The 23,409-nt window shown below is 37.7% G+C and carries 18 protein-coding genes and 1 pseudogene; 6 read left to right on the plus strand and 13 right to left on the minus strand.

Annotated elements, in window-relative coordinates; genetic code table 11:
- Positions 1 to 2 precede the first annotated feature (2 nt).
- Positions 3 to 1,140 (plus strand): annotated as a pseudogene (wecB, locus tag ACIF8R_RS00105) (non-hydrolyzing UDP-N-acetylglucosamine 2-epimerase).
- Between the two features lie 7 nt (positions 1,141 to 1,147).
- On the opposite strand, the gene ACIF8R_RS00110 reads toward wecB, so the two are convergent.
- The 9 genes from ACIF8R_RS00110 to ACIF8R_RS00150 all read right to left on the minus strand — a co-directional run bounded on the left by ACIF8R_RS00110 (position 1,148) and on the right by ACIF8R_RS00150 (position 11,810).
- Positions 1,148 to 2,053 carry a hypothetical protein gene (locus ACIF8R_RS00110; RefSeq protein ID WP_396478286.1) on the minus strand — a complete coding sequence of 302 codons (906 nt, stop codon included), beginning with the start codon at positions 2,051 to 2,053 and terminating at the stop codon, positions 1,148 to 1,150.
- Positions 2,031 to 3,875, minus strand: a complete 1,845-nt coding sequence (locus ACIF8R_RS00115; protein WP_396478288.1) for a hypothetical protein — start codon at positions 3,873 to 3,875, stop codon at positions 2,031 to 2,033. Before ACIF8R_RS00115 ends, ACIF8R_RS00110 begins: the two co-directional genes overlap by 23 nt.
- Positions 3,876 to 5,126, minus strand: coding sequence for a glycosyltransferase (locus ACIF8R_RS00120; RefSeq protein WP_396478290.1), 1,251 nt, complete (start codon positions 5,124 to 5,126; stop codon positions 3,876 to 3,878).
- On the minus strand, positions 5,113 to 6,009 hold the full coding sequence (locus ACIF8R_RS00125) for a hypothetical protein (RefSeq protein ID WP_396478292.1): 897 nt from the start codon (positions 6,007 to 6,009) through the stop codon (positions 5,113 to 5,115). The genes ACIF8R_RS00120 and ACIF8R_RS00125 overlap by 14 nt, the downstream gene beginning before the upstream one ends.
- Positions 6,009 to 6,749, minus strand: coding sequence for a hypothetical protein (locus ACIF8R_RS00130; RefSeq protein WP_396478294.1), 741 nt, complete (start codon positions 6,747 to 6,749; stop codon positions 6,009 to 6,011). The genes ACIF8R_RS00125 and ACIF8R_RS00130 overlap by 1 nt, the downstream gene beginning before the upstream one ends.
- 193 nt (positions 6,750 to 6,942) lie before the next feature.
- Positions 6,943 to 8,385: a deoxyribodipyrimidine photo-lyase gene (gene phrB, locus ACIF8R_RS00135; protein WP_396478296.1), complete on the minus strand. Its 1,443-nt coding sequence runs from the start codon at positions 8,383 to 8,385 to the stop codon at positions 6,943 to 6,945.
- Positions 8,386 to 8,487: 102 nt separating this feature from the next.
- On the minus strand, positions 8,488 to 8,970 hold the full coding sequence (slyD, locus tag ACIF8R_RS00140) for a peptidylprolyl isomerase (protein ID WP_002052512.1): 483 nt from the start codon (positions 8,968 to 8,970) through the stop codon (positions 8,488 to 8,490).
- Positions 8,971 to 9,105: 135 nt separating this feature from the next.
- Positions 9,106 to 10,392 (minus strand): NAD(P)/FAD-dependent oxidoreductase, encoded by a 1,287-nt coding sequence (locus ACIF8R_RS00145; RefSeq protein ID WP_396478298.1) that lies wholly within the window; start codon positions 10,390 to 10,392, stop codon positions 9,106 to 9,108.
- 98 nt (positions 10,393 to 10,490) lie between these two features.
- The gene (locus ACIF8R_RS00150; RefSeq protein ID WP_263614327.1) at positions 10,491 to 11,810 is read right to left on the minus strand and encodes a D-alanyl-D-alanine carboxypeptidase PBP6B; all 1,320 of its coding nucleotides are present in this window, start codon (positions 11,808 to 11,810) and stop codon (positions 10,491 to 10,493) included.
- Between the two features lie 172 nt (positions 11,811 to 11,982).
- Between ACIF8R_RS00150 and ACIF8R_RS00155 the strand changes: the two genes are divergently transcribed.
- The 3 genes from ACIF8R_RS00155 to ACIF8R_RS00165 all read left to right on the plus strand — a co-directional run bounded on the left by ACIF8R_RS00155 (position 11,983) and on the right by ACIF8R_RS00165 (position 17,488).
- Positions 11,983 to 13,686, plus strand: a complete 1,704-nt coding sequence (locus ACIF8R_RS00155; protein WP_396478300.1) for a M61 family metallopeptidase — start codon at positions 11,983 to 11,985, stop codon at positions 13,684 to 13,686.
- Between the two features lie 401 nt (positions 13,687 to 14,087).
- On the plus strand, positions 14,088 to 16,325 hold the full coding sequence (locus ACIF8R_RS00160; RefSeq protein WP_396478302.1) for an NADP-dependent isocitrate dehydrogenase: 2,238 nt from the start codon (positions 14,088 to 14,090) through the stop codon (positions 16,323 to 16,325).
- A 119-nt stretch (positions 16,326 to 16,444) separates the two neighbouring features.
- Positions 16,445 to 17,488 carry a DUF2971 domain-containing protein gene (locus ACIF8R_RS00165; protein ID WP_396478304.1) on the plus strand — a complete coding sequence of 348 codons (1,044 nt, stop codon included), beginning with the start codon at positions 16,445 to 16,447 and terminating at the stop codon, positions 17,486 to 17,488.
- Positions 17,489 to 17,525: 37 nt separating this feature from the next.
- Here ACIF8R_RS00165 and ACIF8R_RS00170 read toward each other — a convergent pair whose 3' ends face one another.
- Entirely contained in the window at positions 17,526 to 18,314 is a 789-nt protein-coding gene (locus tag ACIF8R_RS00170; RefSeq protein ID WP_191028931.1) for an rRNA large subunit pseudouridine synthase E, read from the minus strand.
- 200 nt (positions 18,315 to 18,514) lie between these two features.
- Here ACIF8R_RS00170 and icd point away from each other — a divergent pair, with 200 nt between their 5' ends.
- Positions 18,515 to 19,771, plus strand: a complete 1,257-nt coding sequence (gene icd / locus ACIF8R_RS00175; protein WP_396478306.1) for an NADP-dependent isocitrate dehydrogenase — start codon at positions 18,515 to 18,517, stop codon at positions 19,769 to 19,771.
- A gap of 613 nt (positions 19,772 to 20,384) precedes the next feature.
- Here the strand turns inward: icd and ACIF8R_RS00180 are convergent.
- From ACIF8R_RS00180 to ACIF8R_RS00190, 3 genes are all read right to left on the minus strand, one after another.
- A complete protein-coding gene (locus tag ACIF8R_RS00180) occupies positions 20,385 to 20,795 on the minus strand; it encodes a hypothetical protein (RefSeq protein WP_396478308.1) in 411 nt (136 codons plus the stop codon).
- A 227-nt stretch (positions 20,796 to 21,022) separates the two neighbouring features.
- On the minus strand, positions 21,023 to 21,148 hold the full coding sequence (locus tag ACIF8R_RS00185; protein ID WP_396478310.1) for a hypothetical protein: 126 nt from the start codon (positions 21,146 to 21,148) through the stop codon (positions 21,023 to 21,025).
- Complete coding sequence (locus ACIF8R_RS00190) at positions 21,145 to 22,323, minus strand: YbfB/YjiJ family MFS transporter (RefSeq protein ID WP_396478312.1); 1,179 nt, start codon at positions 22,321 to 22,323, stop codon at positions 21,145 to 21,147. The genes ACIF8R_RS00185 and ACIF8R_RS00190 overlap by 4 nt, the downstream gene beginning before the upstream one ends.
- A 97-nt stretch (positions 22,324 to 22,420) precedes the next feature.
- On the opposite strand from ACIF8R_RS00190, the gene ACIF8R_RS00195 reads away from it, so the two are divergent.
- Positions 22,421 to 23,302, plus strand: a complete 882-nt coding sequence (locus ACIF8R_RS00195; RefSeq protein ID WP_396478314.1) for a LysR family transcriptional regulator — start codon at positions 22,421 to 22,423, stop codon at positions 23,300 to 23,302.
- The last annotated feature ends 107 nt before the right edge of the window (positions 23,303 to 23,409 follow it).

The following is a 23,409-nucleotide window of genomic DNA, read 5'->3' on the forward strand; positions in this document are numbered from 1 at the left end:
TAATGAAAAAAATTTTTATTTCGATTGTTTTTGGTACCCGTCCAGAGCTTATAAAATTGGCTCCAGTAATTCTATTAGCAAAACAAGACTCACGATTTCAGGTAGAAGTTATTTTCACGGGGCAGCATGATGAATTAGTGCGAGATGCTATAGATTTCTTTGGGGTTGAAATTGACCACCGACTTAAAATTATGAATGCAGGACAAAGCCTAAATCAGCTATTGATTCATGGTTTGACACAACTTGAGCATGTCTACACTGATGGTCAAAAAAGAGATGCGATTGTCATTCAGGGGGATACTACTACTGTATTAGCTGCTGGGTTAGTCGCTTTTTCAATGAAGATACCTGTTGCCCATGTCGAAGCAGGTTTGCGTTCTTATGATTTAGATCATCCGTTTCCCGAAGAAGGAAACCGCCAGTTAGTTTCCCGTATTACCAAATGGCATTTTGCCCCTACAGAGCAATCAAAGCGGAATTTGTTAAATGAGCAAATTCCGCTTTCTTTAATTACAGTGACAGGTAATACTGTAGTCGATGCTGTGTATTTAGGTAGAAAATTAATTGCGGAAAAAACTGGTTTAAAAAAATCAGCTTGAACCTTACGGAATTGAATTAAAACCAAATGATAAGGTTGTACTTATTACCGCTCACCGCCGTGAAAATTTCGGTGAAGGAATCCAAAATATTTGTAATGCAGTTGAGCATTTAACTAATCATCATCCAGATTTGCATTTTATTTGGCCTGTGCATTTAAACCCAGCTGTACATGATGTAGTACATGATAAGTTTAAAAATCATGCTCAAATTCATTTGGTTAAGCCACTTGATTATCCAAGTTTATTGGCCGTTATAGACCGTTCTAGTTTTATTTTGACGGACTCTGGTGGTTTACAAGAGGAAAGTCCATCGTTTAATAAACCTGTATTAATTTTACGAGATACGACTGAACGCCCAGAAGTGGTAGAGGTGGGAGCTGGAGTACTGGTTGGTACAAATCAGCAAAAAATTATAGATGAAGCTGAGAAACTTTTAACGGATTCACAGCATTATCAAAAAATGGCAAATGTTGAAAATCCGTTTGGTGATGGGCGTGCTGCTCAGCGAATATTGGATGAAATTGCTAAAACTTATGAATAGAAGTCATTTATTTTGAAATTTCAGATTCGTTTATGGCGGTAGATGTGCTGCCATAAGTGAGGCGATACCATAAACCGACGATGTAAACCGACCACCGTCCCATGTAGTGTGGACCATCAAAAATATAAATTTTCTTGCCTTCATAAGCTTTAATCTGAGAAATGATTTCCCAAGGATAGGCTGCTCGGAATTGTCCATTTTTCTTGGTTCGAAAGGCTTCTAGCACAATCACCGTTTTATCTTTTCCAAGAGTTTGCTCAAGTTGATCTAAAATACGTCTAGCTTGTTGAGGAGTCCTTACACCAACGCCTACGCCGTCTTGAAAAAAGATGCCCGCTTGTTGAGGTAGCCAACTTTTAACCCACAAATCATAGTTTTCGGGTTCACTTTCGCCGCTGTAAACACTAACCCAGATAGGTGAAGGGAGCTTTTCTAAAACATGGCCTAATGTACTGACTCTTAGCCATGTTGGATCGGCTTCTACTGGAAAATAATAACCTTTTAATGGTGCATCTTTTTGTTCTTGAATAATTTGCGCAGATTTTTCTCCTAAAGCAACGACATTTGCACGTGCTTCACGTTCGTTATATTCACCTGCTAAACCCAAGATAAGATTTTGAGCCCAAGGTTGTTGTTTAATTTTTTGTATATCAATGGCATTTTCCCATTGAGGAAGAGTGGAGTTTTTCCACCAAGATTTAGATTCGACGACTGACCATTGAGGAACAAAAGTGTTCACTCCTAAGTAATGCCAGTTTCCTTTAGGAGGAGTGGTGTTATTGTCGGGTTGCCAGAAAATGCCTTCAATAATAGGAGGCTGTCCATGATTTTTGAACAACCCCGCATAAGCTACTACACTACATATAATTAAAATAATAAAAGCAGTTATTTTAATTGGTATCTGTTTTCTCATTATTTCGTCGTAACCAATACCACAAGAAGATCACTATTATCATAATTGCAGAGATAATCACAACTAGCAAAAAGAATGATGACTGTTGGACTAGTGGTGCTTTTTGGTTGCCTACAATTAATTTTTGGAGAACATAAATATTACCATTTTCAGAAACCAGCATTTTGGTGACATTGTTTGGAATTTTATGTTGTATTTTCCCCCATAAATGCATAAAGGTGAGTGCACCGTTTTCAGAGTCAGTAATCACATCAAAGCGGTTATTGTTATAACTCACAATAAAACCATTTGCTGCCGCAGGTGCATAAATAATGTTTTGATGCATTAAGATTTGTTGCTGATAAATCTCTTTATTTACTCTCACATTAACTGCTTGCGGAGTGTTGGGTGAAAAACGTACTAGGTTTAAAGGTATTGGCGCTTGTGTAAGTAACATATTTTTAGCGACTTGCCCCAAAATAATAGCCATATTCAGTGCACCTGACTGGTCATCAATTGCAATTGTTGGCTTAGTTGCTAACGTCATGGAAAGTGCTGCAACACCATTTTTGAGCTTATGTGGAAGTTTTACCGTTGACTTGGCGGTATCAACCCAAAGTGAACCGTGAGCATTTGGTAAACACTGTGAGTTGGCAATGACTGAGTTTTCAAGTTTTAAGCTAAAGTTTGTTGTATTTGAAATTTCCTTGGCAAAGATGTTGAACTGTCGGTTTACAGGGTCAGAAGCAAGATCTGCCGTTTTCATACTACCAGCAAGGCCGCCATCCAGCCATGCAGTGATACTAGAGCCTTGTAATAAACCACTTTGAATACGAAGTGCGATTTGTCCCTGTAGGATATCAGTTGGTTGCCACACTGCTGGGAAATCAAGAAAGAGGTTCTTTTCAGCATGGTTGAGTCTGAAGTCGCTAATACCCAAATCTGCAAGCGTATCAATTTTTCTAAATTGCGCCCACGCTGGTGTTGAAATTGTGGTTGGGAAAATAGCACTGCCTGTATCAAGCTGCTGTACATAAGACGGGTTAATTAGTCCATTAATTGTGGCTGTAAGCTCTTGAGGTGTGTGGTAAGTAATTGATAATGTCGGTACACCTTCTGCTGGTTTTGCAATTTGTACTAAAGCACCGCCTTTAAGTGGGCTAGCCGAATGAATTACTTCAATAATAAAGTTTGTTTCAGGGTTTAAATTAGTTTGCCCTGAATCGACCCATTCAATTGGTGTTACAGAACTCCAAGAACTTGCTAAACGAGCTAGCATGGATGCTTCGGTAATTTCCTTACGGTTATATTTTAAAATTCCAACAAATGGGGTAGGACGTCTAGCTTGTGGGTTAAATAGGGCATCTGGTAAATCTTTTAAACGGTATATATTTCGGACAGGAGTAAAGTCGAGTTGGGAATTACTCAAATAAGTTAAATGATCGATATCTTCGGTACAGAAGGTTTCTTTTGTTTGGTTTAGAGTTGTCGGTTTAGCATATTGTTGAATAATAAAATCTAAACGGTGAAAACCACTTGGGCTGGCAGGAATATTAAATTTAAATTGGCCGTCACCATTTAAGGTCGTGTTATAGATGAGTTTATCGTCATATTTCACCAGTAATGTTGTGTCGTTTTCAGTTGAGTAGTCACTAGAAAACTGGACATTTTGCCATTCAGCACCTTTCCCAACATAGAAAAAATGAGGCTCGACAGTATATTTAGTCGAGGTACTAATATCATCCAGTTTCCATGTATATGCATGAGCAGACATGGCGAGTAAAAAACTGGTGCTGGCAAGGAACACTTGAGCTGTTTGGTAAAGATCGAAAGTCTTTTTCATTTATTTTTTCTCCTTGCTACGTTCCGTTTTGTACCATTGAAGGGAGTTGCCCTGTATTTTATTTTTTAGCATGTCAAATGCGGCTTTAAATACAATAAATAAGAAGATTTGTGAGTAACTTACGTAAGATAAAACAGAGTAAAAATAGAGTTCTGGTTTAACTTTTTCTAAAGATAGCGTAAACCACATTTGTGCCACATATAGGCAAAATGAAAGGCCCCACAGTAACGTAAATGGACCCGGAACTGAAATGCCTGCAATATCAAGTAAGCCAAGCGTTAAAGTGATATGACTCCAGAATAGAGCTGGTACGAAAAGGATGTAGCACATAATGTTATTCAGAATTTCAATTCCGATAGGAAATGGCGTTCTCAGTGCTACAGGTAAATATTTACGTGTCACATAAAAATTACCTTGAGTCCAGCGTGAGCGCTGTTTAACAAATACACTTAAGGAAGGAGGGTCCTGTTGCCAACCAATTGCATAGGGAACCCATTTAATTCGTTTTTGTCCGATAAAAATTCGGAAACTCATTTCTGTATCATCGACTAGCGACTTTTCATCAAAACCACCTAAAGTTTCTAATGCATCGCGCCAGATAACGTAGTTAGTCCCCATCAATGTTGATAGTTCAAAACGTTGCCAGCGCCCACCCTGAAAAATCCACTGAAAAAAGATGAACTCAATGGCAATAAAGCGAGTCAAAATACTATCTTGCCAGTTACGGGTTCTAACTTTGCCATTTACAGCGACTAACTTTTTATCTGCCAGTAAGGTTTGTGCGAGTAATCGGACACAATCAGGTTCAGGAGTACTATCTGCATCATAAACAACAATTAACTCGCCTTTAGCATGAGGAAGGCCATTATTGAGTGTTCTTGATTTACCTTTACCGCCCATACCTTTGGGGACATTAACAATCTTTATGCACGGATAAATTTTTGCAAGGTTTTCTGCAATTTCAAGGGTGTTGTCTTTAGAGCCATCATTAATAAGCAGTACTTCATAAGACTCTGCTGGATAGTCCTGTTGGGCAATGGCATGTAAAGTATCTTCAATCACCACGCCTTCGTTATAGGCGGGAATTAAAACACTTAAGACAGGCCATCTCTCTGGTATTGGCAGATTGTGTAGTTCTTTTTCAGCAGTTTTTGAATATTTCCATGCTTGATAGCTTAACCAAGCCCAAAATGCTTGTGGAATCCAAATCCCTAAAAAACCAAATAAAAACAGGATATCAATGGGAGCCATTTTTACGAACCCTCCTAATAATAGAGAAGGTGAGCAGTAGCAGTAAAATTAACCCGACGACCAAAGAGATCCACGAAATATAGCTACCAAATGTACCGAGAAGATCTGGATAAGTTGTTGTTAAAATCAGATCTAGAGGAACAACAACAATGCTTAAACCAATAAATATATAACCAATAAGATTGGTAGTGACATGTTCAGGTGTACTTACGTAGTTAATATTATTAAATTTCCATGAAATACCGAGTTGAGGATACCGAATATTGGACACAGGTAAGTCCGTAGGAGGATTAATGATAATTTCATAACCCGAAACATGACCGTTAAAGTTCTTTGCTGAGTAAAAGAAATGCTGACCTTGTCGGATTTTTCTAGAGGGTAAAGGTAGGGTCGAGGTATTTAATTCAACAATATAACTTCCCGCAGGTTGTGAAATTAAATTTTCATCCCATCCAGTACTTACAAAAGCAGCCATTGGCCGTAAACCAATAGCTGTTGAAAATGTGGCCTTAGCAGCAAAATATTGAGGTTGTTCTGTTTTAAATAAAACGATAGGAATAGCGCCTTGGCTTATTGCTTCTTTTAATAAGAAATAGTGAGGGAAACCAAATACTTCATCTGGCAAGATAATGCCGGGTTTAATTCCATGATGTATAAGTCTCTGGAAACTTTCTGATTTGAGCTGGTCAATGGTAAAGACAGGCCACCATGTGTCTTGATATGGAAAAAACATGGAAAGATCATTAGAACTTTGAACTTCAGTTTTTATTTGCTCAGCTTTAATTTCACAATGATAATATTGCCGATAAAACTGTTGTAGAGTGGCATCTGGATATTGGCTAGAAGCAATCACAATTCCACAAATATTGAGAAGATTGGACATTAGCTCATCTCCTCAGGTGGAATTGGAATAATTTTATATTCCACCTCAAGGCGTAATGTCATAATTTCTCTTAATTTTTTAATAAAGTCAGGTTCTTCTTCAGTTTTTTGCTGGCGAATGACAATACTGTATATATTTTCCAAGTCATCATCTGCAAACTGGAAAATAATCTCATTAGGTTCATGTTGGCTCAAAATCTTAATCATTTCGTTTTGAGTGGTTTTCCAAACATCATCACCTAGCATTTCTTTGATTAAACTACGATTAAGAATCTTGATCGCAAAGACTTCATAGTCTTGTACATTATGGTGATCAAGAAGCTTAAAAAAGCTGCGCTGGAAATATTTTAAAGCACTGATCGGGAAAATATCGCGGCGATAATTTCGGTCATAGCTTTGAATATCTCGATATTTTTGAACATTAATTTCGATATTGTGGCGTACAGCACTTAAAAAGAGCGGAATAAGGGGAATAATAAAAAGTAAAAGAAGCTGCCGCTCAATGTGCGTTTGCGCTCCTAAGTCGAGTAGAAAATATACGGCAACTCCAATGAATGCGAGTAAACCGACAATTAAAGACAAGCCGACTTCTAAAAAAGCGCCGGAAATTAAAAGAAGAAGAATAAAAATCCAACTTCCTCTAAAACTCACAGGCAACCACTCATATGCAACCATTCCCATAAATAGATGAGCTGCGATAATCCATAAGACGAGTGTTCTACCTGGGTTTTTTTGCTGCATGCGCGCTATGCTACCTTTTTGTAATGTTAATTTTTTTATACTTTTATAATGAAAGGTGTTGATTTGCGAAGTTGTTGTTGTTTCTGTCCTTTTTAAGTATCTAATATATTTATTTGTAGTTGAAAGTCCCTTTATAGTCAAATCCTCTTATTAATTGTTAATCAAAAATAAACAGATAAGACTCAATTCTTATCTAAATACTCTTGAATGTTTCAATTGCTTTAATACGTGATTCTTTTAAGTCTACAATTGGTTTTGGATAATTTAAGCGAAGACTCGTTTTGGTTGAGTAAGGTTCATGAATGGATTTATTGTCCAGATGAGCTAATTCTTTCACCCACTTGCGAATATAGTTTCCATTCGGATCAAATTTTTGTGATTGACTAACTGGGTTAAAAATCCGGAAATAAGGTACAGCATCTGTTCCAGTTGAGGCACACCACTGCCAGCCACCATTGTTCGCCGCTAAGTCCCCATCAATTAAATGTTGCATAAACCATTGTTCACCAATGCGCCAATCAATCAGTAAGTTTTTGCATAAAAACATAGCGGTAATCATTCGTACTCGGTTATGCATCCAGCCTGTCTCTAAAAGTTGACGCATGCCAGCATCAACGATAGGGATACCCGTTTGGCCAGTTTGCCATGCTGTCAGGTGTTCTGGATTATGATTCCATTGAATTTTTTGAGTATCTTTTTTAAATGGGATGTGTTTAGACACATACGGAAAATCAAATAAAATATGCTGATAGAATTCTCGCCAAAGAAGTTCATCCAACCATGTTTGTTGGCCTTCATCGACTAAGTGAAAGTTGCCGTGTTGAGCACGAAAGAGCGCTTGTAAACACTGTCGAATAGATAAAATGCCAATATTTAAATAAGGCGAAAGTTTGCTTGTACCTTCTACGTGAGGAAAATCTCGCTCGACTTTATAGTGAGACACCGAGTCTTTAATAAATTCATCTAACTGTTCTAATGCATATGATTCGCCAACATGCCATAAATCTTGCTGTTCTTTAGAAATAGATGAACAAAATAGTTCTTCAATTTCAGCTAAGTCTGCATTTCCCACATTTAAGAAATCAGTTGGAACTTTAGTTTGTTTATTGGGTAAAGGGTAGCATTGAGGTAAACCGCTGGTATCTAGTTTTGCATAACATGCTTTTTTGAATGCACTAAAAACTTGATACGGTTGTTCTGATTTGTTGCGAACTGAACGCAGGGGAAAAATCGTGCGGTCATGAAATAAAAAAAGTTCTTTGCTGCCTTTATTTAAAGAGTCTTGTACTGTTTTATCTCTTTTTAATTCATTTACACCCATTTCAATATTGGCATAAACATTTTCAATATTATATTTCTTGCTGAAATCAGAAATAAATTTGGCGATATCTTTCCAATTGGGAATGACTTGGATAATAAGTGGAATATGAAGTGTTGCTAATTCTTTTTGAAGCTCTTTGAGTTGTCGTAAATAAAAATTAATTTTTATTGGAGCATCGTCGTGTTTTTTCCATTGCTCTGGCGATAAGATGACTAATCCAATTGAAGGTCCTTGGTGACAGGCATGCCATAAAGCTGCATGATCGCGTACTCGCAAATCTTGTCGGAACCAAATCAACTGATAAGCATTTGACATGCATAGTCCAATAATAAATTAACTCACTGAATATTATATAAAATAAAGGCATAAAAAAAGCAAAGCCGAAGCTTTGCTTTTTATCATCTTGTGAAAGATGAATTAGTGGTGGTGACCACCTGCACCGTGTACGTGACCGTGATCTAATTCTTCTTGAGAAGCTTCACGGATTTCTACGATTTCAACTTCAAAAGTTAAATCTTGACCAGCAAGTGGGAAGTTAGCATCAACTACAACGTTGTCGCCTTCAACCGCTTTAACAGTAACGATTTGAACGCCGTCATCTGTTTGAGCTTGGAATTGCATACCAGGTTGAATGTTATCAACACCTTGGAACATTTGAGCTGGAACTTCTTGTACTAGGTCTGGGTTGTATTCGCCATAACCTTCAGCAGCTGGTACGTTTACAGTGAATTTATCACCAACAGTCTTACCAGTTAATGCATTTTCTAAACCAGGAATGATATTGCCTGCGCCATGCAAATAGGCAAGTGGTTCACCTTGAGATTGATCAAGTGTTTCACCCTCAGCGTTTGTTAATTTATAGTGGAATGAAACCACGTGGTTATTTGCAATTGCAGTCATGTTTTTGATCCATTCAATCAATTAAAGCGTACATCATAAAGTGAAAAATAAATTTTGTAGACTACAAAATCTCAATCTTTAACACTTTTTCTAATGCGTTTTTGTCTATATAGGGATGAACTTAAAAAATTCAACTCAATACAGCTTAATTTTTGGACGTACTCGTCTTGTAAGTAAATCTTTCACTGTGAGTAGTCCAGCTTGAGTGTATCCGTGAATTGTTGCTTGATGTAAACGGTATAAAGATACATACATCGTTTTAGCAATATATCCTTGTACACTGACATCCCCAAGCAATTCTCCAACGGCTTTATTACGACTTAAAGACACAAGTGAACCTTTGTCATTAAAAGTGAACATTGGCTGTGAACGGCCATTAAGTCTGGCAGCCATCGCATCAACTAAAAAGCTTGCTTGTTGGCTGGCAACTTGAGCACGTGGTCCAAGAGGCGGGTTTCGTGCATCAAGCTGGCAATGTGCACAGTCACCGAAAGCGAATACATTTGGGTCAGAATAAGTTTGCAGGGTTGCATAGACCATTAAGCGGTTAATGTTGTCACGTTCGAAGTCGGTAAAACTTTCAAGAACTTTGGGAGCTTTTACCCCAGCTGCCCATACCGTAATATCACTTTTGAGCTGATGACCGTTACTGAAATAGATGCAATGCTTATCAACTTTTTCAACGCGGTGTTGAGTTAAAATTTCGATGCCCATTTTTTGGAGCTGTTTTGCACTATGCTCAGCCGTTTTCTCATTTAGGGCAGGAAGAATTCGTCCTGATGCTTCAATCAGTGTAATTTGGACTTGTTTAGGATGGATTTTTTTCAAACCATAGCGATAAAAGTTTTTGGTTGTTTCAATAAGTTCTGCTGCAAGTTCGACGCCAGTTGCACCCGCGCCAATGATTCCAATATTTAAGGTACGTTGATCTGGTTGATTTTGCGCTTCGATGTATAAATGCAAAAGGTCTTGTTGGAAAATATCAGCTTGTTTTCGACTATCGAGAAAATGACAGTTTTCACGTACCCCTGGTGTATTAAAGTCATTTGATACAGAACCAAGCGCCAAAATAAGCGTGTCATAACTCAGTTGTTGAACATGATTGTTTTGTTCTTTAGACACTTGAGGGGGCACTAAATCTATTATTTTTTTCTCTTTATCAATTGCAACAAACGTTCCTAATACAAATTCGTAATGATGTTTCTCTGCATGGGCAAAATAATTGGTTTGTTCTTCGTGAGGATTTAAAGAACCCGCAGCAATTTCATGCAGTAGCGGCTTCCAGATATGAGTCAAATTTTGGTCGACTAATGTAATTTTAGCTTTACCACTTTTCCCAAAAGTTTCACCGAGTTGTGTGGCAAGTTCTAAACCACCCGCACCACCACCGACAATAACAATATGATGTAAACTTTGGGCCATTTTTATCACCTAATTATTTTTCTATAAAAAAAGATGGCTAAATTATGCCATCTTTTATTTATAAAATTTATTGTGCCTCTGTGCACAATTTGATGTTTTTAGTGCGAATCTACAGGGTAGAGTTTTGCTGCACTATGGTTACTCGATGAAAAAATAGAGAAAAGATTAGAGAACCACATCATGATTCTTTGGAAAATGTTCGCTTCTTCAATATGCACATCATTTTCAATTTGTAGGCTGCGAATCAATTGATTATTTTGATAAATTGAAACAGTTGCCAAGTTCATCGCCTTCATTAACGGTGCAGTTAACTTTTGCTCATTTAACTCAATGTTTACACGTGTTTGAGTGGTTTCAAGTGGAGCAATAGTTTTAGGCTGCTTGTTACTATCAAGAACTTGAATACGCTGTGTAGCATAATCAAACGTATTTAAATCGATTGCTGCTGGCTCAGCATATAAAGAAGTCGTAACAATGGTCGGCTGCTTAGTTTCTACTTTAAACATTTTTAAAGTTGATTTAATCACAGGTAGCTCAGCAATTAGTTTTTGCTCTGGAATAACCACTTCATCACGTGTATATGCATACGCAAGATTCATTAACTTATCGGCAATTTCAGCGCGTTTCACGGCACTTGGTGTACCTAAAACAATAACCAGTAAACGTCTTTGCGGTAAGTTTGGTGAAAACGAAGGGCGCGAAGCTGTGAGAGCCAAGTTATAACCCGCTGCTTTGGTATAGCCAGTTTTTAAACCATCTACAGATGGATCATATTTCAAAGCAAGGTTGGTCGCATGGTGAAAACGTTGATTGTAGCTAAAGCTTGGCATTTTTGAATAATGTAAATATTCAGGTGTTTGATGAATCACTGCCTGACTTAATAAGCTCAAATCATGAGCTGTAGTGTAATGGTCAGGCATTGTAATCCCGGCAGGGTTACTAAAATGCGTGTCTTTCATACCTAATGCTTGCGCTTCTTGATTCATACGTTGTACGAAATGAGGCACGTCACCAGAAATTTTTTCTGCCAAAGTCACAGCAGCATCATTTGCCGACATCACAATTAAACCAGCCAAAAGCTGATCAACTGAAATTTGCTCGCCCGCTTTGAGGTACATTTGTGATTCGTCCCACTGAACCACACCTACGACAGGGGTTGCAGTAATGACTTGATCTAGCTTTAATTTTCCAGCCTTAATCTCTTTTAATGCAATGTAGGCAACCATCATTTTGGTTAAGGATGCTGGTGCACGTTGTACATGACTATTATGCTCAGCAATGATTTGTCCAGATTGAGTGTCTACAATTGTCCATGCAGCGGCTTCAACACTTTCAGGAGCAATATTAAGTAGAGCAGCATTGGTAAGAGTAGTACAGAAAATACTAAACAGCGTAAAAAGAGATAGGAAGAATTTCACTAGGTGACCTTGACGTTTACTGGCAAATACGGAACACAGATGCCCAGCATGCTATGCCTTTTTTTTGTAGAAGGCTAGTGTGAATTGTTGCCAAAAAATACATCTACGCAAGTGGATACAAAAAAGTGATAATCTAATGTGAAACCGTTCTTATTTTAAAATTGAAGAATTTATGTTGCATTATCAAATAGAGTTCGATGATTACAAACAGCACCTTGTTCACGTAACAATTCGTTTTTTAGCGAATCCAAATCAGGAACTATGGTTACCAACGTGGATTCCGGGCAGTTATTTAATTCGTGAGTTTTCTAAGCATATTGAGGCTGTAAAAGCTTACGATGAAGCTGGACGTATGCTCAATATTAAAAAAACTGAAAAAAATCGCTGGCGTTTATTTAACACCGACCATGAGTTAATTACTGTTGAATATGATGTGTATGCTTATGATTTGTCGGTACGTGGTGCTTATGTAGATCAAACTCGTCTATATATTAACCCTGCCTGTGTATGCTTAGGTTTAGATGGCCAAGAACAATCTGCTTGTGAATTAGAAATCTTTTTGCCTGATGAATTAAAACACTTTCAATTAGCCACTGGCTTAGCTTCAAAAAGCTTAGTTAAGGGACGTTTTACCTTAAAAGCTGATCATTATGATCAACTGATTGATAGTCCATTTGAACTGGCTGATCAAACACGTTTTAGTTTCGAAGCGCACGGAATTGCACATGAATTTGCAATTTCAGGACAGCACAGTACCAATGTGGACCGTTTAAAAGCGGACATTGAAAAAATCTGTGCAGCTGAAATTGAAATGTTTGGTTCAGCGCCATTTAAAAACTATACGTTTATGACGATGGCAACAGGGAATAGTTATGGTGGCTTAGAGCATTGCAATAGTACAAGTCTGATTACACCACGTGATGATTTACCAAAGTCGAATGAACCTACTGAACCATCAAAAGACTATCAACGTTTCTTAGGTTTATGTAGCCATGAGTATTTTCATTCTTGGTTAGTGAAGTTTATTCGCCCAGAAAACTTTGCAAATTATAATCTTCATCAAGAAGGTTATACCTCGCTACTGTGGATCTTTGAAGGGTTTACTTCATATTATGATGATCTCATTTTATTACGTAGCGGTGTGATCTCTCAGAAGTCTTATCTAGATTTGTTGAAGTCACAGCTTGATCGTTATTTACAAAATCCGGGTCGCTTTGTTCAAACAGTAGCTGAATCAAGTTTTGATGCATGGATTAAGTTTTATCGTCCAGATGAAAACACCAATAATGCGGGCACTAGCTATTACAACAAAGGTGCATTAGTTGCCCTATGTTTAGATTTAGGCTTGCGTTTACGTGGTTCTAGTCTTGATGCCTTAATGCGTCGATTGTATGAAAATACACAAAATGGTATTCAGGTTAATGAACGTACCGTTTTCGATTTATGTGAAGAGTTAACGGGTGATAGTTGGGTTGAGCAAATCAATCATTTGATTAACACAACGGATGAGTTACCGCTAGATCAGTTATTCCCTGAGTTTGGTTTAAGTTATACATTTAAAAATGATAAGACATTAGCTTATGGTTTAAAGCTAACCGATAAACCTGAAGGTGTATTGGTACAAAATGCTCAACGTGAAGGAGCTGGGGCAAAAGCAGGTATTTCTGCCAATGATGTCATTATCGCAATTGATGGATTAAAAGCGACCACAAAACTTATTGAGAAATATGCTAAGCAAAAGGGTATTTATCAAGTCTTGGCTTTCCGCCGTGATGAGTTATTGTCGTTTGAAGTGACAGGTGACAGCATAAACTTAACTGAAGTTGAACTTATTATTGAAGATCAAAGTAAAGCTGATAAATGGTTAAAAGCCTAAATAACAGTGAATTAATTTATAAAAAACCGATGTTTCGTACATCGGTTTTTTACTTTTTAGTAGATTTTGAAAATTGAAATAGGTGTTATCTTTGAGTTTATTTTGAATGAAAAGTATAATATTTGTCAGAACTCTGAAAGATATCTCATGTAATTTAACAATGTCCTATACCTAAAAAGTTGGTAAACGTACATATATTACCATAAGTTAGGTATAAGATTATTATCAATAGATTTAAATTATGTATTATTTCGCTGCGAAATGTCGTTATCACTGGATATTTCGTTGACTGAAAGCCAATGAGAGCCGATACTCTCAGGGTTTTATTTAAGCATATCGGTTCGTAGGCACTGGGCCAAAAGCTCGGTCCTCAAAACTCAATTCAACGGAAGGGGCTATATATGGCTGGTGAAAAGTCAACTATCATTTACACACTGACTGACGAGGCGCCATTATTGGCGACTTATTCGCTACTGCCGATCATTGAGACCTTTACTAAGCCAGCAGGTATCGAGATTGTTAAAAGTGACATCTCTGTAGCTGCACGTGTGCTCGCAGAATTCGCTGACTACCTAAGTGAAGAGCAAAAGGTATCCGACAACCTTGCTGAGCTAGGTCGTCTTACACAAGATCCAGATACTAACATTATCAAACTCCCAAATATTAGTGCCTCTGTTGCGCAATTGACAGCATGTATTAAAGAACTTCAATCTAAAGGTTTTGCAATTCCTGACTATCCGGAAAACCCAGCGACTGAAGAAGAAAAAACTATTAAAGCTCGTTATGGCAAATGCCTAGGTTCAGCAGTAAACCCAGTTCTTCGTGAGGGTAACTCTGACCGTCGTGCTCCTGCTGCCGTTAAAAATTACGCTAAGAAACACCCTCACTCAATGAGCGAGTGGAAACAGTGGTCACAAACTCACGTTTCACACATGGAAGAAGGTGACTTCTACCACGGTGAAAAGTCAATGACACTTGACCGTGCACGCAATGTAAAAATGGAACTTATCACAAACAGTGGTAAGAGCATTGTTCTTAAGCCAAAAGTTGCGCTTCAAGAAGGCGAAATCATCGACTCAATGTTCATGAGCAAGAAAGCACTTTGTGATTTCTACGAAAAAGAACTTGATGATTGTAAAGAAGCTGGAATTTTATTCTCTTTACATGTAAAAGCGACAATGATGAAAGTTTCACACCCGATCGTTTTCGGTCACTGTGTGAAAATTTACTACAAAGAAGCTTTCGAAAAACACGGTAAGTTATTTGACGAATTAGGTATTAACGTTAATAACGGTATGGCTGGGTTATACGAGAAAATCGAAACTCTTCCTACTTCATTACGTGAAGAAATCATCGAAGACTTACATGCTTGCCAAGAACACCGTCCTGCACTTGCAATGGTTGACTCGGCAAAAGGCATCACAAACTTCCATTCACCTAACGACATCATCGTAGATGCTTCTATGCCTGCAATGATCCGTGCTGGTGGTAAAATGTGGGGTGCTGATGGTAAGCAATACGATGCTAAAGCAGTAATGCCAGAATCAACATTTGCCCGTATTTACCAAGAAATGATCAATTTCTGTAAATGGCATGGTAACTTCGATCCGAAGACTATGGGTACAGTACCAAACGTTGGTTTGATGGCTCAAAAAGCTGAAGAATACGGTTCTCACGACAAAACTTTTGAGATTTCAGAAGCTGGTATTGCAAACATTACCGATCTTGATACTGGTGAAGTGTTATTGACTCAAAATGTTGAAGAAGGCGATATCTGGCGTATGTGTCAGGTTAAAGATGCTCCGATTCGTGACTGGGTAAAACTTGCAGTAACTCGTGCACGTAACTCAGGCATGCCTGCGATCTTCTGGCTTGACCCATACCGTCCACACGAAAACGAATTGATCAAGAAAGTACAGAAGTACTTGAAAGATCACGACACGACTGGTCTTGATATCCAAATCATGTCTCAAGTACGTGCAATGCGTTACACACTTGAGCGCGTAGTTCGTGGCCTAGACACGATTTCTGTAACTGGTAACATTTTACGTGACTACTTAACAGACTTGTTCCCAATTATGGAGCTTGGTACTTCTGCGAAGATGTTGTCTATTGTTCCGCTTATGGCGGGTGGTGGCATGTACGAAACTGGTGCAGGCGGTTCAGCACCTAAACACGTACAACAACTTGTTGAAGAAAACCACTTACGTTGGGATTCGCTTGGTGAGTTCCTTGCACTTGCAGTTTCTCTAGAAGAAATGGGCATTAAAGAAAACAATGCTCGTGCGAAGTTACTTGCGAAGACACTTGACGAAGCGACTGGTAAATTGCTTGACAATGACAAGTCTCCATCACGTCGTACAGGTGAGCTTGACAACCGTGGTAGCCATTTCTACTTGTCACTTTATTGGGCTGAAGCACTTGCTGCTCAAGACGAAGATGCTGAGTTGAAAGCGAAGTTTGCTCCACTTGCGAAAGCTCTAGCTGAAAACGAAGAGAAGATTGTTGCTGAACTTGCTCAAGTACAAGGTAAAGCTGCTGACATCGGTGGTTACTATGCAGTTGACCCTGCAAAAGTAAACGCTGTAATGCGTCCAAGCGCTACATTTAATGCAGCACTTTCAACTGTTCAAGCTTAATTACTGATCCGTTAGTAAATAGCTTAAAACCGGTGCCTATGCACCGGTTTTTTTATTTTGTAATAAACATAAAACTAATGTAAAAGTGTTCTGTATGTAGCTCACGATTAGAAAAAGATATGAAGGTTTATAAATACAGATATGGTTCAGAGCGCGATTTAGAGTCATTAAAACAAGATTATTTTTATGCTCCACATCCATCTAAGCTTAATGACCCATGTGAGAATTTATTTGACATACGGAGTATTGAGCAAGCTTTAGTTGAACTAACTAATACTAGTTCAGTTTCTACAAAAGAGCTCTCTGGTAGTTTTTTTGCTTTAGTTGCACAAATACAAGAAAAAGTAGGTATCTATTCATTAAGTAAGACCGTCTTGGATGAGCTACTTTGGGCATATTATGCAGACTCTCATACAGGTTTTTGTATTGAGTATGAGCTAGAAAAACTAAGCGAACTTAATAAAATTGCTTGCTCATTTGATGTGATTTATCAAGATTTTATCCCTGAAATTAAATTCGATATGCTTATCCAAAGTGGAGCTGATAATATAGTTGAAACGCTTAAGCTTACATCGGGAACAAAATCTAAAAGATGGCAGCATGAAGATGAAATAAGAATAATCATGGATAATTTTGGTAAAGTTGAATATGACTTTAGAGCTGTAAAAGCAATCTATTTTGGATTGAAAATGCCAAAAACTCGGAAAGATTTACATCAAGATAATGAAGTTTTGCCAGATTATTTATCCAAAGTGTGCCAAGAGCAAATAATGGAAGTATTAAAAGGACGAAATATTAAATATTATCAGATGGTATTAAAATCAAATTCTTATAAATTTGACTATACTGAAATTGAAGATTTATTTAAAGATTCTGATAAGTACAAAACGGTAGTAAAATTCTTAGATAAGACATACATCGATTATAATGGTTATGGTTGGGATATTGAGCCTAGTTATTTTGATAAGGTTGCTGAAATAATTAGTAGGGAACCATATTTTTATGAATTGAATAGTATACATATTTCAAAAGAGCAATCGGTTTTGAAAAAAGAGCCAATTATTTTTGCAGGCTTTTTTAAAGATGAGAATAATTTTTCACAAATTAAGAGGTACTTTTCACTTACTGAGATTGACCAAATTTTTAAACAACTGGATATATAAAAAGCCCACCGAAGTGAGCTTTAAAACTTAAATGTTTTTATCGACCATTGCGGCCACGACCACGTGGTGCCTTGGTATTTGGACGAGTTGTACCATTGGTCTTACGACGTGGTTTTTCACTTTCATCCATTTGCCAAATACGTTTTGTACCAGACTTTTTAACAGAACCATCTTTATTCTTACGAACCATTGGTTTGCCACCTGTACCACCCGGTTTTTTTACATAAGAACGTGAACGATAAGGTTGCTCGGCTGGAACATCTTTAAAGTCTGGGTAGAGTAGAGGTTCGATTTCTTTGGTGTCGCCCGGTTGTAACCCTAATTGGACTAAATCAATCGAACCAATTTTAGTACGAATGAGACGTAAAGTCGGGAAACCTACCGCAGAGGTCATACGACGAACTTGACGGTTACGACCTTCACAAATAGAGATTTCAATCCAAGACGTTGGAATGTTGGCACGGTAACGTACAGGAGGGTCACGGTCCCATAACCATGCAGGTTCACTTACCTTAATCGCTTTAGCTGGTAAAGTCATACCATCATTAAGCTCTACACCTTTACGAAGTTGCTCAAGCGCTTCTTCGGTTACATCGCCATCAACTTGAACTAAATACGTTTTGTATTTTTTATTCGCAGGGTTGGTAATGAACTGATTCAAACCACCATGATCGGTTAAAAAAACTAAACCCTCAGAGTCCATATCAAGACGACCTGCTATGCGTAAAGTCGGGTCATCTACAAAGTCAGAGACCGTCATGTGCGCTTCGTCTTTACGAAACTGGGAGAGCACGTCATAAGGTTTGTTAAGAATGACGATTTTCATAAAAAATGACTTCTTCTTTCAAATAAGCGGTAAAAACATTGAGCTATATTTAAGTGTGAAATTTGCTTATTTCCCACATAAATCTCAAAAAGGATTAAATTCGATTAAGCTATTATGCGTTAATAAAAGTTGAAAGTATTGTTTATCGATAATTATTTTTGTTTGGTTAGTTAAATATTATAAAAGGGAGAATCTACACAATGGGTTATCAGAAGATCGTGGTTCCTGCCGACGGTGATAAAATTAAAGTTAAAGCAGACCTGTCGCTGAATGTACCAAATCATCCAATTATTCCTTTTATTGAGGGTGATGGTATTGGTGTAGATATTACACCAACAATGAAAACCGTCGTCGATGCAGCTATTTTAAAAGCTTATGGCGGTAAACGTTCCATCGAGTGGATGGAAGTCTATTGCGGTGAAAAGGCCAATAAAATTTATGGCTCCTATATGCCAGAAGAAACTTTTGAAGCCCTGCGTGAGTTTGTTGTTTCAATTAAAGGCCCTTTAACTACCCCAGTCGGTGGCGGTATTCGTTCGCTTAATGTGGCTTTACGTCAAGAATTAGACTTGTACGTGTGTGTACGCCCTGTACGTTGGTTTAAAGGTGTTCCATCACCTGTTCAGCACCCTGAACTAACCGACATGGTGATTTTCCGTGAAAACTCGGAAGATATTTATGCAGGTATTGAATGGAAAGCAGACTCTGAAGAAGCGAAGAAGGTAATTAAATTCCTTCAAGAAGAAATGGGCGTCACAAAAATTCGCTTTCCAGAAGGATGTGGTATTGGAATCAAACCTGTATCTAAAGAAGGATCACAACGTTTAGTTCGTAAAGCTATTCAATTTGCGATAGATAATGACAAACCATCGGTAACCCTTGTTCATAAGGGGAATATCATGAAATATACCGAAGGTGCCTTTAAAGAATGGGGGTATGAGTTAGCACTCGATCGATTCGGAGGTGAACTCATAGATGGCGGGCCGTGGGTTAAAATTAAAAATCCTAGGACCGGTAAAGACATCGTTATTAAAGATGTAATTGCAGATGCCTTTTTACAGCAAATTTTGATGCGTCCTGCTGACTACTCAGTTATTGCAACTCTTAATTTAAATGGTGACTATATTTCTGATGCATTAGCGGCAGAAGTAGGGGGTATTGGTATTGCGCCTGGTGCAAATATTGGTGGTGCAATCGCAGTTTATGAAGCAACGCATGGCACAGCTCCTAAATATGCCGGACAAGATAAAGTAAATCCGGGATCAATTATTCTTTCTGCTGAAATGATGCTTCGAGACATGGGATGGACTGAAGCGGCTGACCTGATCATTAAAGGAATTTCAGGAGCGATTGCAGCTAAAACGGTAACTTACGATTTTGAGCGTTTAATGCCGGGAGCAACCTTATTGCGTTGCTCTGAATTTGGTGATGCCATTATTAAGCACATGGAAGATTAATCTTTTATAGAAAAGCCCTCAATTGAGGGCTTTTTAAATTACTTTGAAGAATTGTTATTTATAGATTTTTTATAGTATAGAAATGAATAAAAATAAGTTTATGGAATAGTATAATTTAAGCTAAGAGTGAGCGGTAAATGCCCATAGCATACAAGCCAATATTGTTAAACTTAGTAATATTCCACCCTGACCATGATGAGTTGCATACAGTGGAATATTGCCCATGGTATGCGTCATTTTGTAGTTCAGAATGGGTCTGATACAAAAGAAAAAAAGAGGTAATGATAAGATCACCGTATTACTAATTTTAATGGTATAACGAAAATAGTAACTAAATAGACCTATGGTGGCTGCATATAGCAGCGTTTTGAAAAGCACTTCTCCACTGGTATATATATCTATGCCAAGATAAAAATTAAACTTCCATATAAGAAGACTAACTGTAGCAATTATTGTGATAATACCTACAACAACGGCATTTGCTGGGTTTGATATATTAAACATTTTTAAAAGTTTTTAATTGGTATAAAGTAATTTGTTTAAAATATATATTATAAAAACATAGAGTACAGTGACTATTTTTAACTTTATAAAACTCCCAAAAAAAACCTATTTAGACATTTTGAGACTCAGGCGAATTTGAGCTTGTTTCTTTAAATACCCATAGGGCAAAACAGAATATAATGACAATCAATAGCCCTAAACTTTGACCATGACCTGACAGATAAAACGGAACATCTGGTATAGTTTGAATGGCCTTGTAGTCAAGAACTGGCTCTAGCCAAAAGTATGCGAATGGAACAGCAATTAAAAATTGTGTTGTAAACTCAATATGATCGCGTGTTAAAAAACTAAGAATAGCCGCCGTGCCAATATAAATAACAATCTTTACAGAGACCTCATATGATGTAGTCATATCAAGTGCGAACACAGTCCGACATTTAAATGCCAATAATGAAACACAGATAAAAGCGAACATCGCCAAGAGCTTTAAAAGCTCATCAATATAATTGTTATTGCTCATGTCTTACTCTATTTTAAGTATTAAAAATTATAAATTTTTATTGAATATAGATCAGAAAATTACACTCTACATTGACATAATGTGACATTTTTTGTCAGCTAGGCATTCTTGATAAGACTTAAAATTATAGTTGCTATGTGATTTTGACTGTTGATGTATTCATCAATTTCTATTTCGGAAATATTTGAGTGCTCATCGAAAAAGCCCCTGATATATCGGGGCATTTTTTATTGCATAAATTCAGGATGTTTAGCAGTTTTTGATAGCCCGATTTTCTTTTGATAGCTTTGATCTAAGGTTTGAATAACAAGTACGAAAGCAACTAAAAATAGAGCAAAGAACAACGGTTTCACGGTTCGGTTTCTCCGAGAGTGGTAGGTATAGAAGAACGGGTGCGAACTAAAAGGATTAAAGCGAATAGCAAAACAATGCCACCCATTAAGAACAGGTGTGCATAAGACCAATGCAAGTGATGCAAGGTACTAATTACCACGCCACCTAGCAGTTGGGTACTGGCAAAGCCAATGGTGGCAAGGCTCCAGATTTTTTGATAACGCTGCTCATAAATGTGTAGCAGGCTATAAGAACTAATGAATACTGTGGCCGGTGTGAGTAGACCTGTAAGAAATGAAGATAAAGCGAGCAAAGCAGTAGCATGGGAAAAGAACGGTAGGGCAACTGCCAAGCAGTAGAACCCATATAGCCATTTAATGGCTTGTAAGTATCCAGTAAGACGGCTTAAACAATACGCCACAAAAGCGCCAATACAGCTTCCGACCCCGTAAAGAACCCAAAATAAATTTCGTTGCTCTAATGGAAAATGTAGGGTTCCCGATAAGTAGTCCATCCAAAACAAAGAGTGTGGAATATATGCAAAAGCACTGCACATATAGGCAATAATAATGACCAGCCCCAAGCGTGAATGTTTGCTGTTTTGAGGTGCTTGATTGGCCGCTTGTACGGACTCTGTAGGTTGGTGCCTTAATAACTGAAAAAGTATCAAACTGCCAATAATAGACAGTGCTGCAAAAATACCCCAGACATATTGGACGGGCATGTTTTTGAGTGCAGGAATAATAATAGTGGCAGACAGCACCCCCACACCAATACCGCTAAACCCTAAAAAGTTGACTTTAAGCCTTTGGCTTATGGCAATTCTTTTCATAGCAAAGCTGGGTGCCAAAATCATGAGTAGACCACCAGCAATACCAGAGATGGTCCGCCAAAACACAAACCAAGCCAAAGGCATGTGTATAAAGGCGCAGCAGAGTAGGCTTAAGCTGCCTGCAAGTGCAGAACTTATAATAAGAGTTGGAATAGATTTTTCTTTAATACTAAATAATGCCAACAAGGCACCTAGCAGGTAGCCCAATAAATTTGCACTGCCTAAAAAACTTGCAAAGTCGTGAGTCCATCCATATTGCACAATCATGATGGGCATAAGTGCAGTGTAAGAAAATCTAAAAATACCAATTCCTAAGCAAGTTGCTAGAAAGACAAGCAGGCTCATTCGATAAAGCGTAGTCATGAGGAGTCTCTCAATTTTTTTTATTATTAAAAGCGAGTTTTATAATCTTTAAAAATGATTTAATATGATATTAATTATCTTGTTTTGAGATAGTGCTATGTTGCTTAAGTCTTTAGAGTTTTTTTTAGCGGTTGCAGAGAGTGGAAGTTTTTCATTGGCTGCACAAAAAATGTATACGGTTCAATCGAATATCACCAGCCATGTGAAAAAGCTTGAAGAAGAGTTAGGTGTGATTTTACTAAATCGCCATAATCCCGTGACATTAACCAATGCAGGGCAACAGCTACATAGCTACGCTGTTCAAATGATTGCATTGCACAATAAAGCTAAAAAGATCTTTCAAGAAGGTGATATTGATCCGAATGAAACGATTCGTTTGGGCAGTATGGAAACGACTGCAGCGATAAGACTGCCTCAATTGCTTAATGAATGTATGCAGCAATATCCGAATTTGCCGCTTGAACTTCAAACTCACCCGACAGGATATTTGTTAAATGCTGTGCAACAAGGCGAGGTCGATTGTGCTTTTGTTGCTTCTAAATATGTGATTCCAGAGCTATATAGCTTGCCCGTGTGGCAAGAACAATTGGTTTTGGTTTGCCCAAAACAACAAATTGAATTCCCCGACATTGCTACGCTTGCAAAGACCCGATTTATTGCGTTCCGACAAGGGTGTTCATATCGCCATGCAATTGAGCTGTTTTTAAATGATCACAATGTGCCGCCTTCGCAAATTATGGAAATGGGCAGCCTAGATGGGATTGTAAGCTGTGTGGAATTAGGTGTTGGTTTTGCTTTATTGCCAAAGTCATATTTGACTAAAGTAGCCGATAAAGTCTCATTAAATTGTTTTGAAATTAACACTGAATCAGCACATTTCACCACCTATTTAGTTGCCCAGCCTGCTGACACATGGGGCAGTAATTTAAAGCAATTTATTTGTTTTATTGAGCAACAATTTATACAGAAATGCGCTTAATTTTTATACATAAATATCCTACTTAACTTATGTTTTAAAAGTGATATATATGTATTTAAAAGTCATTTTATATTCTCATTCAGATCGGTAATGATCTGCATGCTAGA

It is taken from the genome of Acinetobacter sp. ABJ_C4_1 (assembly GCF_044538495.1).
In the GTDB taxonomy this organism is placed as follows: domain Bacteria; phylum Pseudomonadota; class Gammaproteobacteria; order Pseudomonadales; family Moraxellaceae; genus Acinetobacter; species Acinetobacter nosocomialis_A.

Coding starts and splice junctions, on each gene's coding strand:
- slyD (WP_002052512.1), bottom strand. CDS start 8,970: ATGACTGCAATTGCAAATAACCACGTGGTTTCATTCCACTATAAATTA.
- icd (WP_396478306.1), top strand. CDS start 18,515: ATGGGTTATCAGAAGATCGTGGTTCCTGCCGACGGTGATAAAATTAAA.
- ACIF8R_RS00115 (WP_396478288.1), bottom strand. CDS start 3,875: ATGAAAAAGACTTTCGATCTTTACCAAACAGCTCAAGTGTTCCTTGCC.
- ACIF8R_RS00195 (WP_396478314.1), top strand. CDS start 22,421: ATGTTGCTTAAGTCTTTAGAGTTTTTTTTAGCGGTTGCAGAGAGTGGA.
- ACIF8R_RS00110 (WP_396478286.1), bottom strand. CDS start 2,053: ATGAGAAAACAGATACCAATTAAAATAACTGCTTTTATTATTTTAATT.
- ACIF8R_RS00170 (WP_191028931.1), bottom strand. CDS start 18,314: ATGAAAATCGTCATTCTTAACAAACCTTATGACGTGCTCTCCCAGTTT.
- phrB (WP_396478296.1), bottom strand. CDS start 8,385: ATGTCAAATGCTTATCAGTTGATTTGGTTCCGACAAGATTTGCGAGTA.
- ACIF8R_RS00145 (WP_396478298.1), bottom strand. CDS start 10,392: ATGGCCCAAAGTTTACATCATATTGTTATTGTCGGTGGTGGTGCGGGT.
- ACIF8R_RS00160 (WP_396478302.1), top strand. CDS start 14,088: ATGGCTGGTGAAAAGTCAACTATCATTTACACACTGACTGACGAGGCG.
- ACIF8R_RS00120 (WP_396478290.1), bottom strand. CDS start 5,126: ATGGCTCCCATTGATATCCTGTTTTTATTTGGTTTTTTAGGGATTTGG.
- ACIF8R_RS00190 (WP_396478312.1), bottom strand. CDS start 22,323: ATGACTACGCTTTATCGAATGAGCCTGCTTGTCTTTCTAGCAACTTGC.
- ACIF8R_RS00155 (WP_396478300.1), top strand. CDS start 11,983: ATGTTGCATTATCAAATAGAGTTCGATGATTACAAACAGCACCTTGTT.
- ACIF8R_RS00180 (WP_396478308.1), bottom strand. CDS start 20,795: ATGAGCAATAACAATTATATTGATGAGCTTTTAAAGCTCTTGGCGATG.
- ACIF8R_RS00130 (WP_396478294.1), bottom strand. CDS start 6,749: ATGCAGCAAAAAAACCCAGGTAGAACACTCGTCTTATGGATTATCGCA.
- ACIF8R_RS00165 (WP_396478304.1), top strand. CDS start 16,445: ATGAAGGTTTATAAATACAGATATGGTTCAGAGCGCGATTTAGAGTCA.
- ACIF8R_RS00125 (WP_396478292.1), bottom strand. CDS start 6,009: ATGTCCAATCTTCTCAATATTTGTGGAATTGTGATTGCTTCTAGCCAA.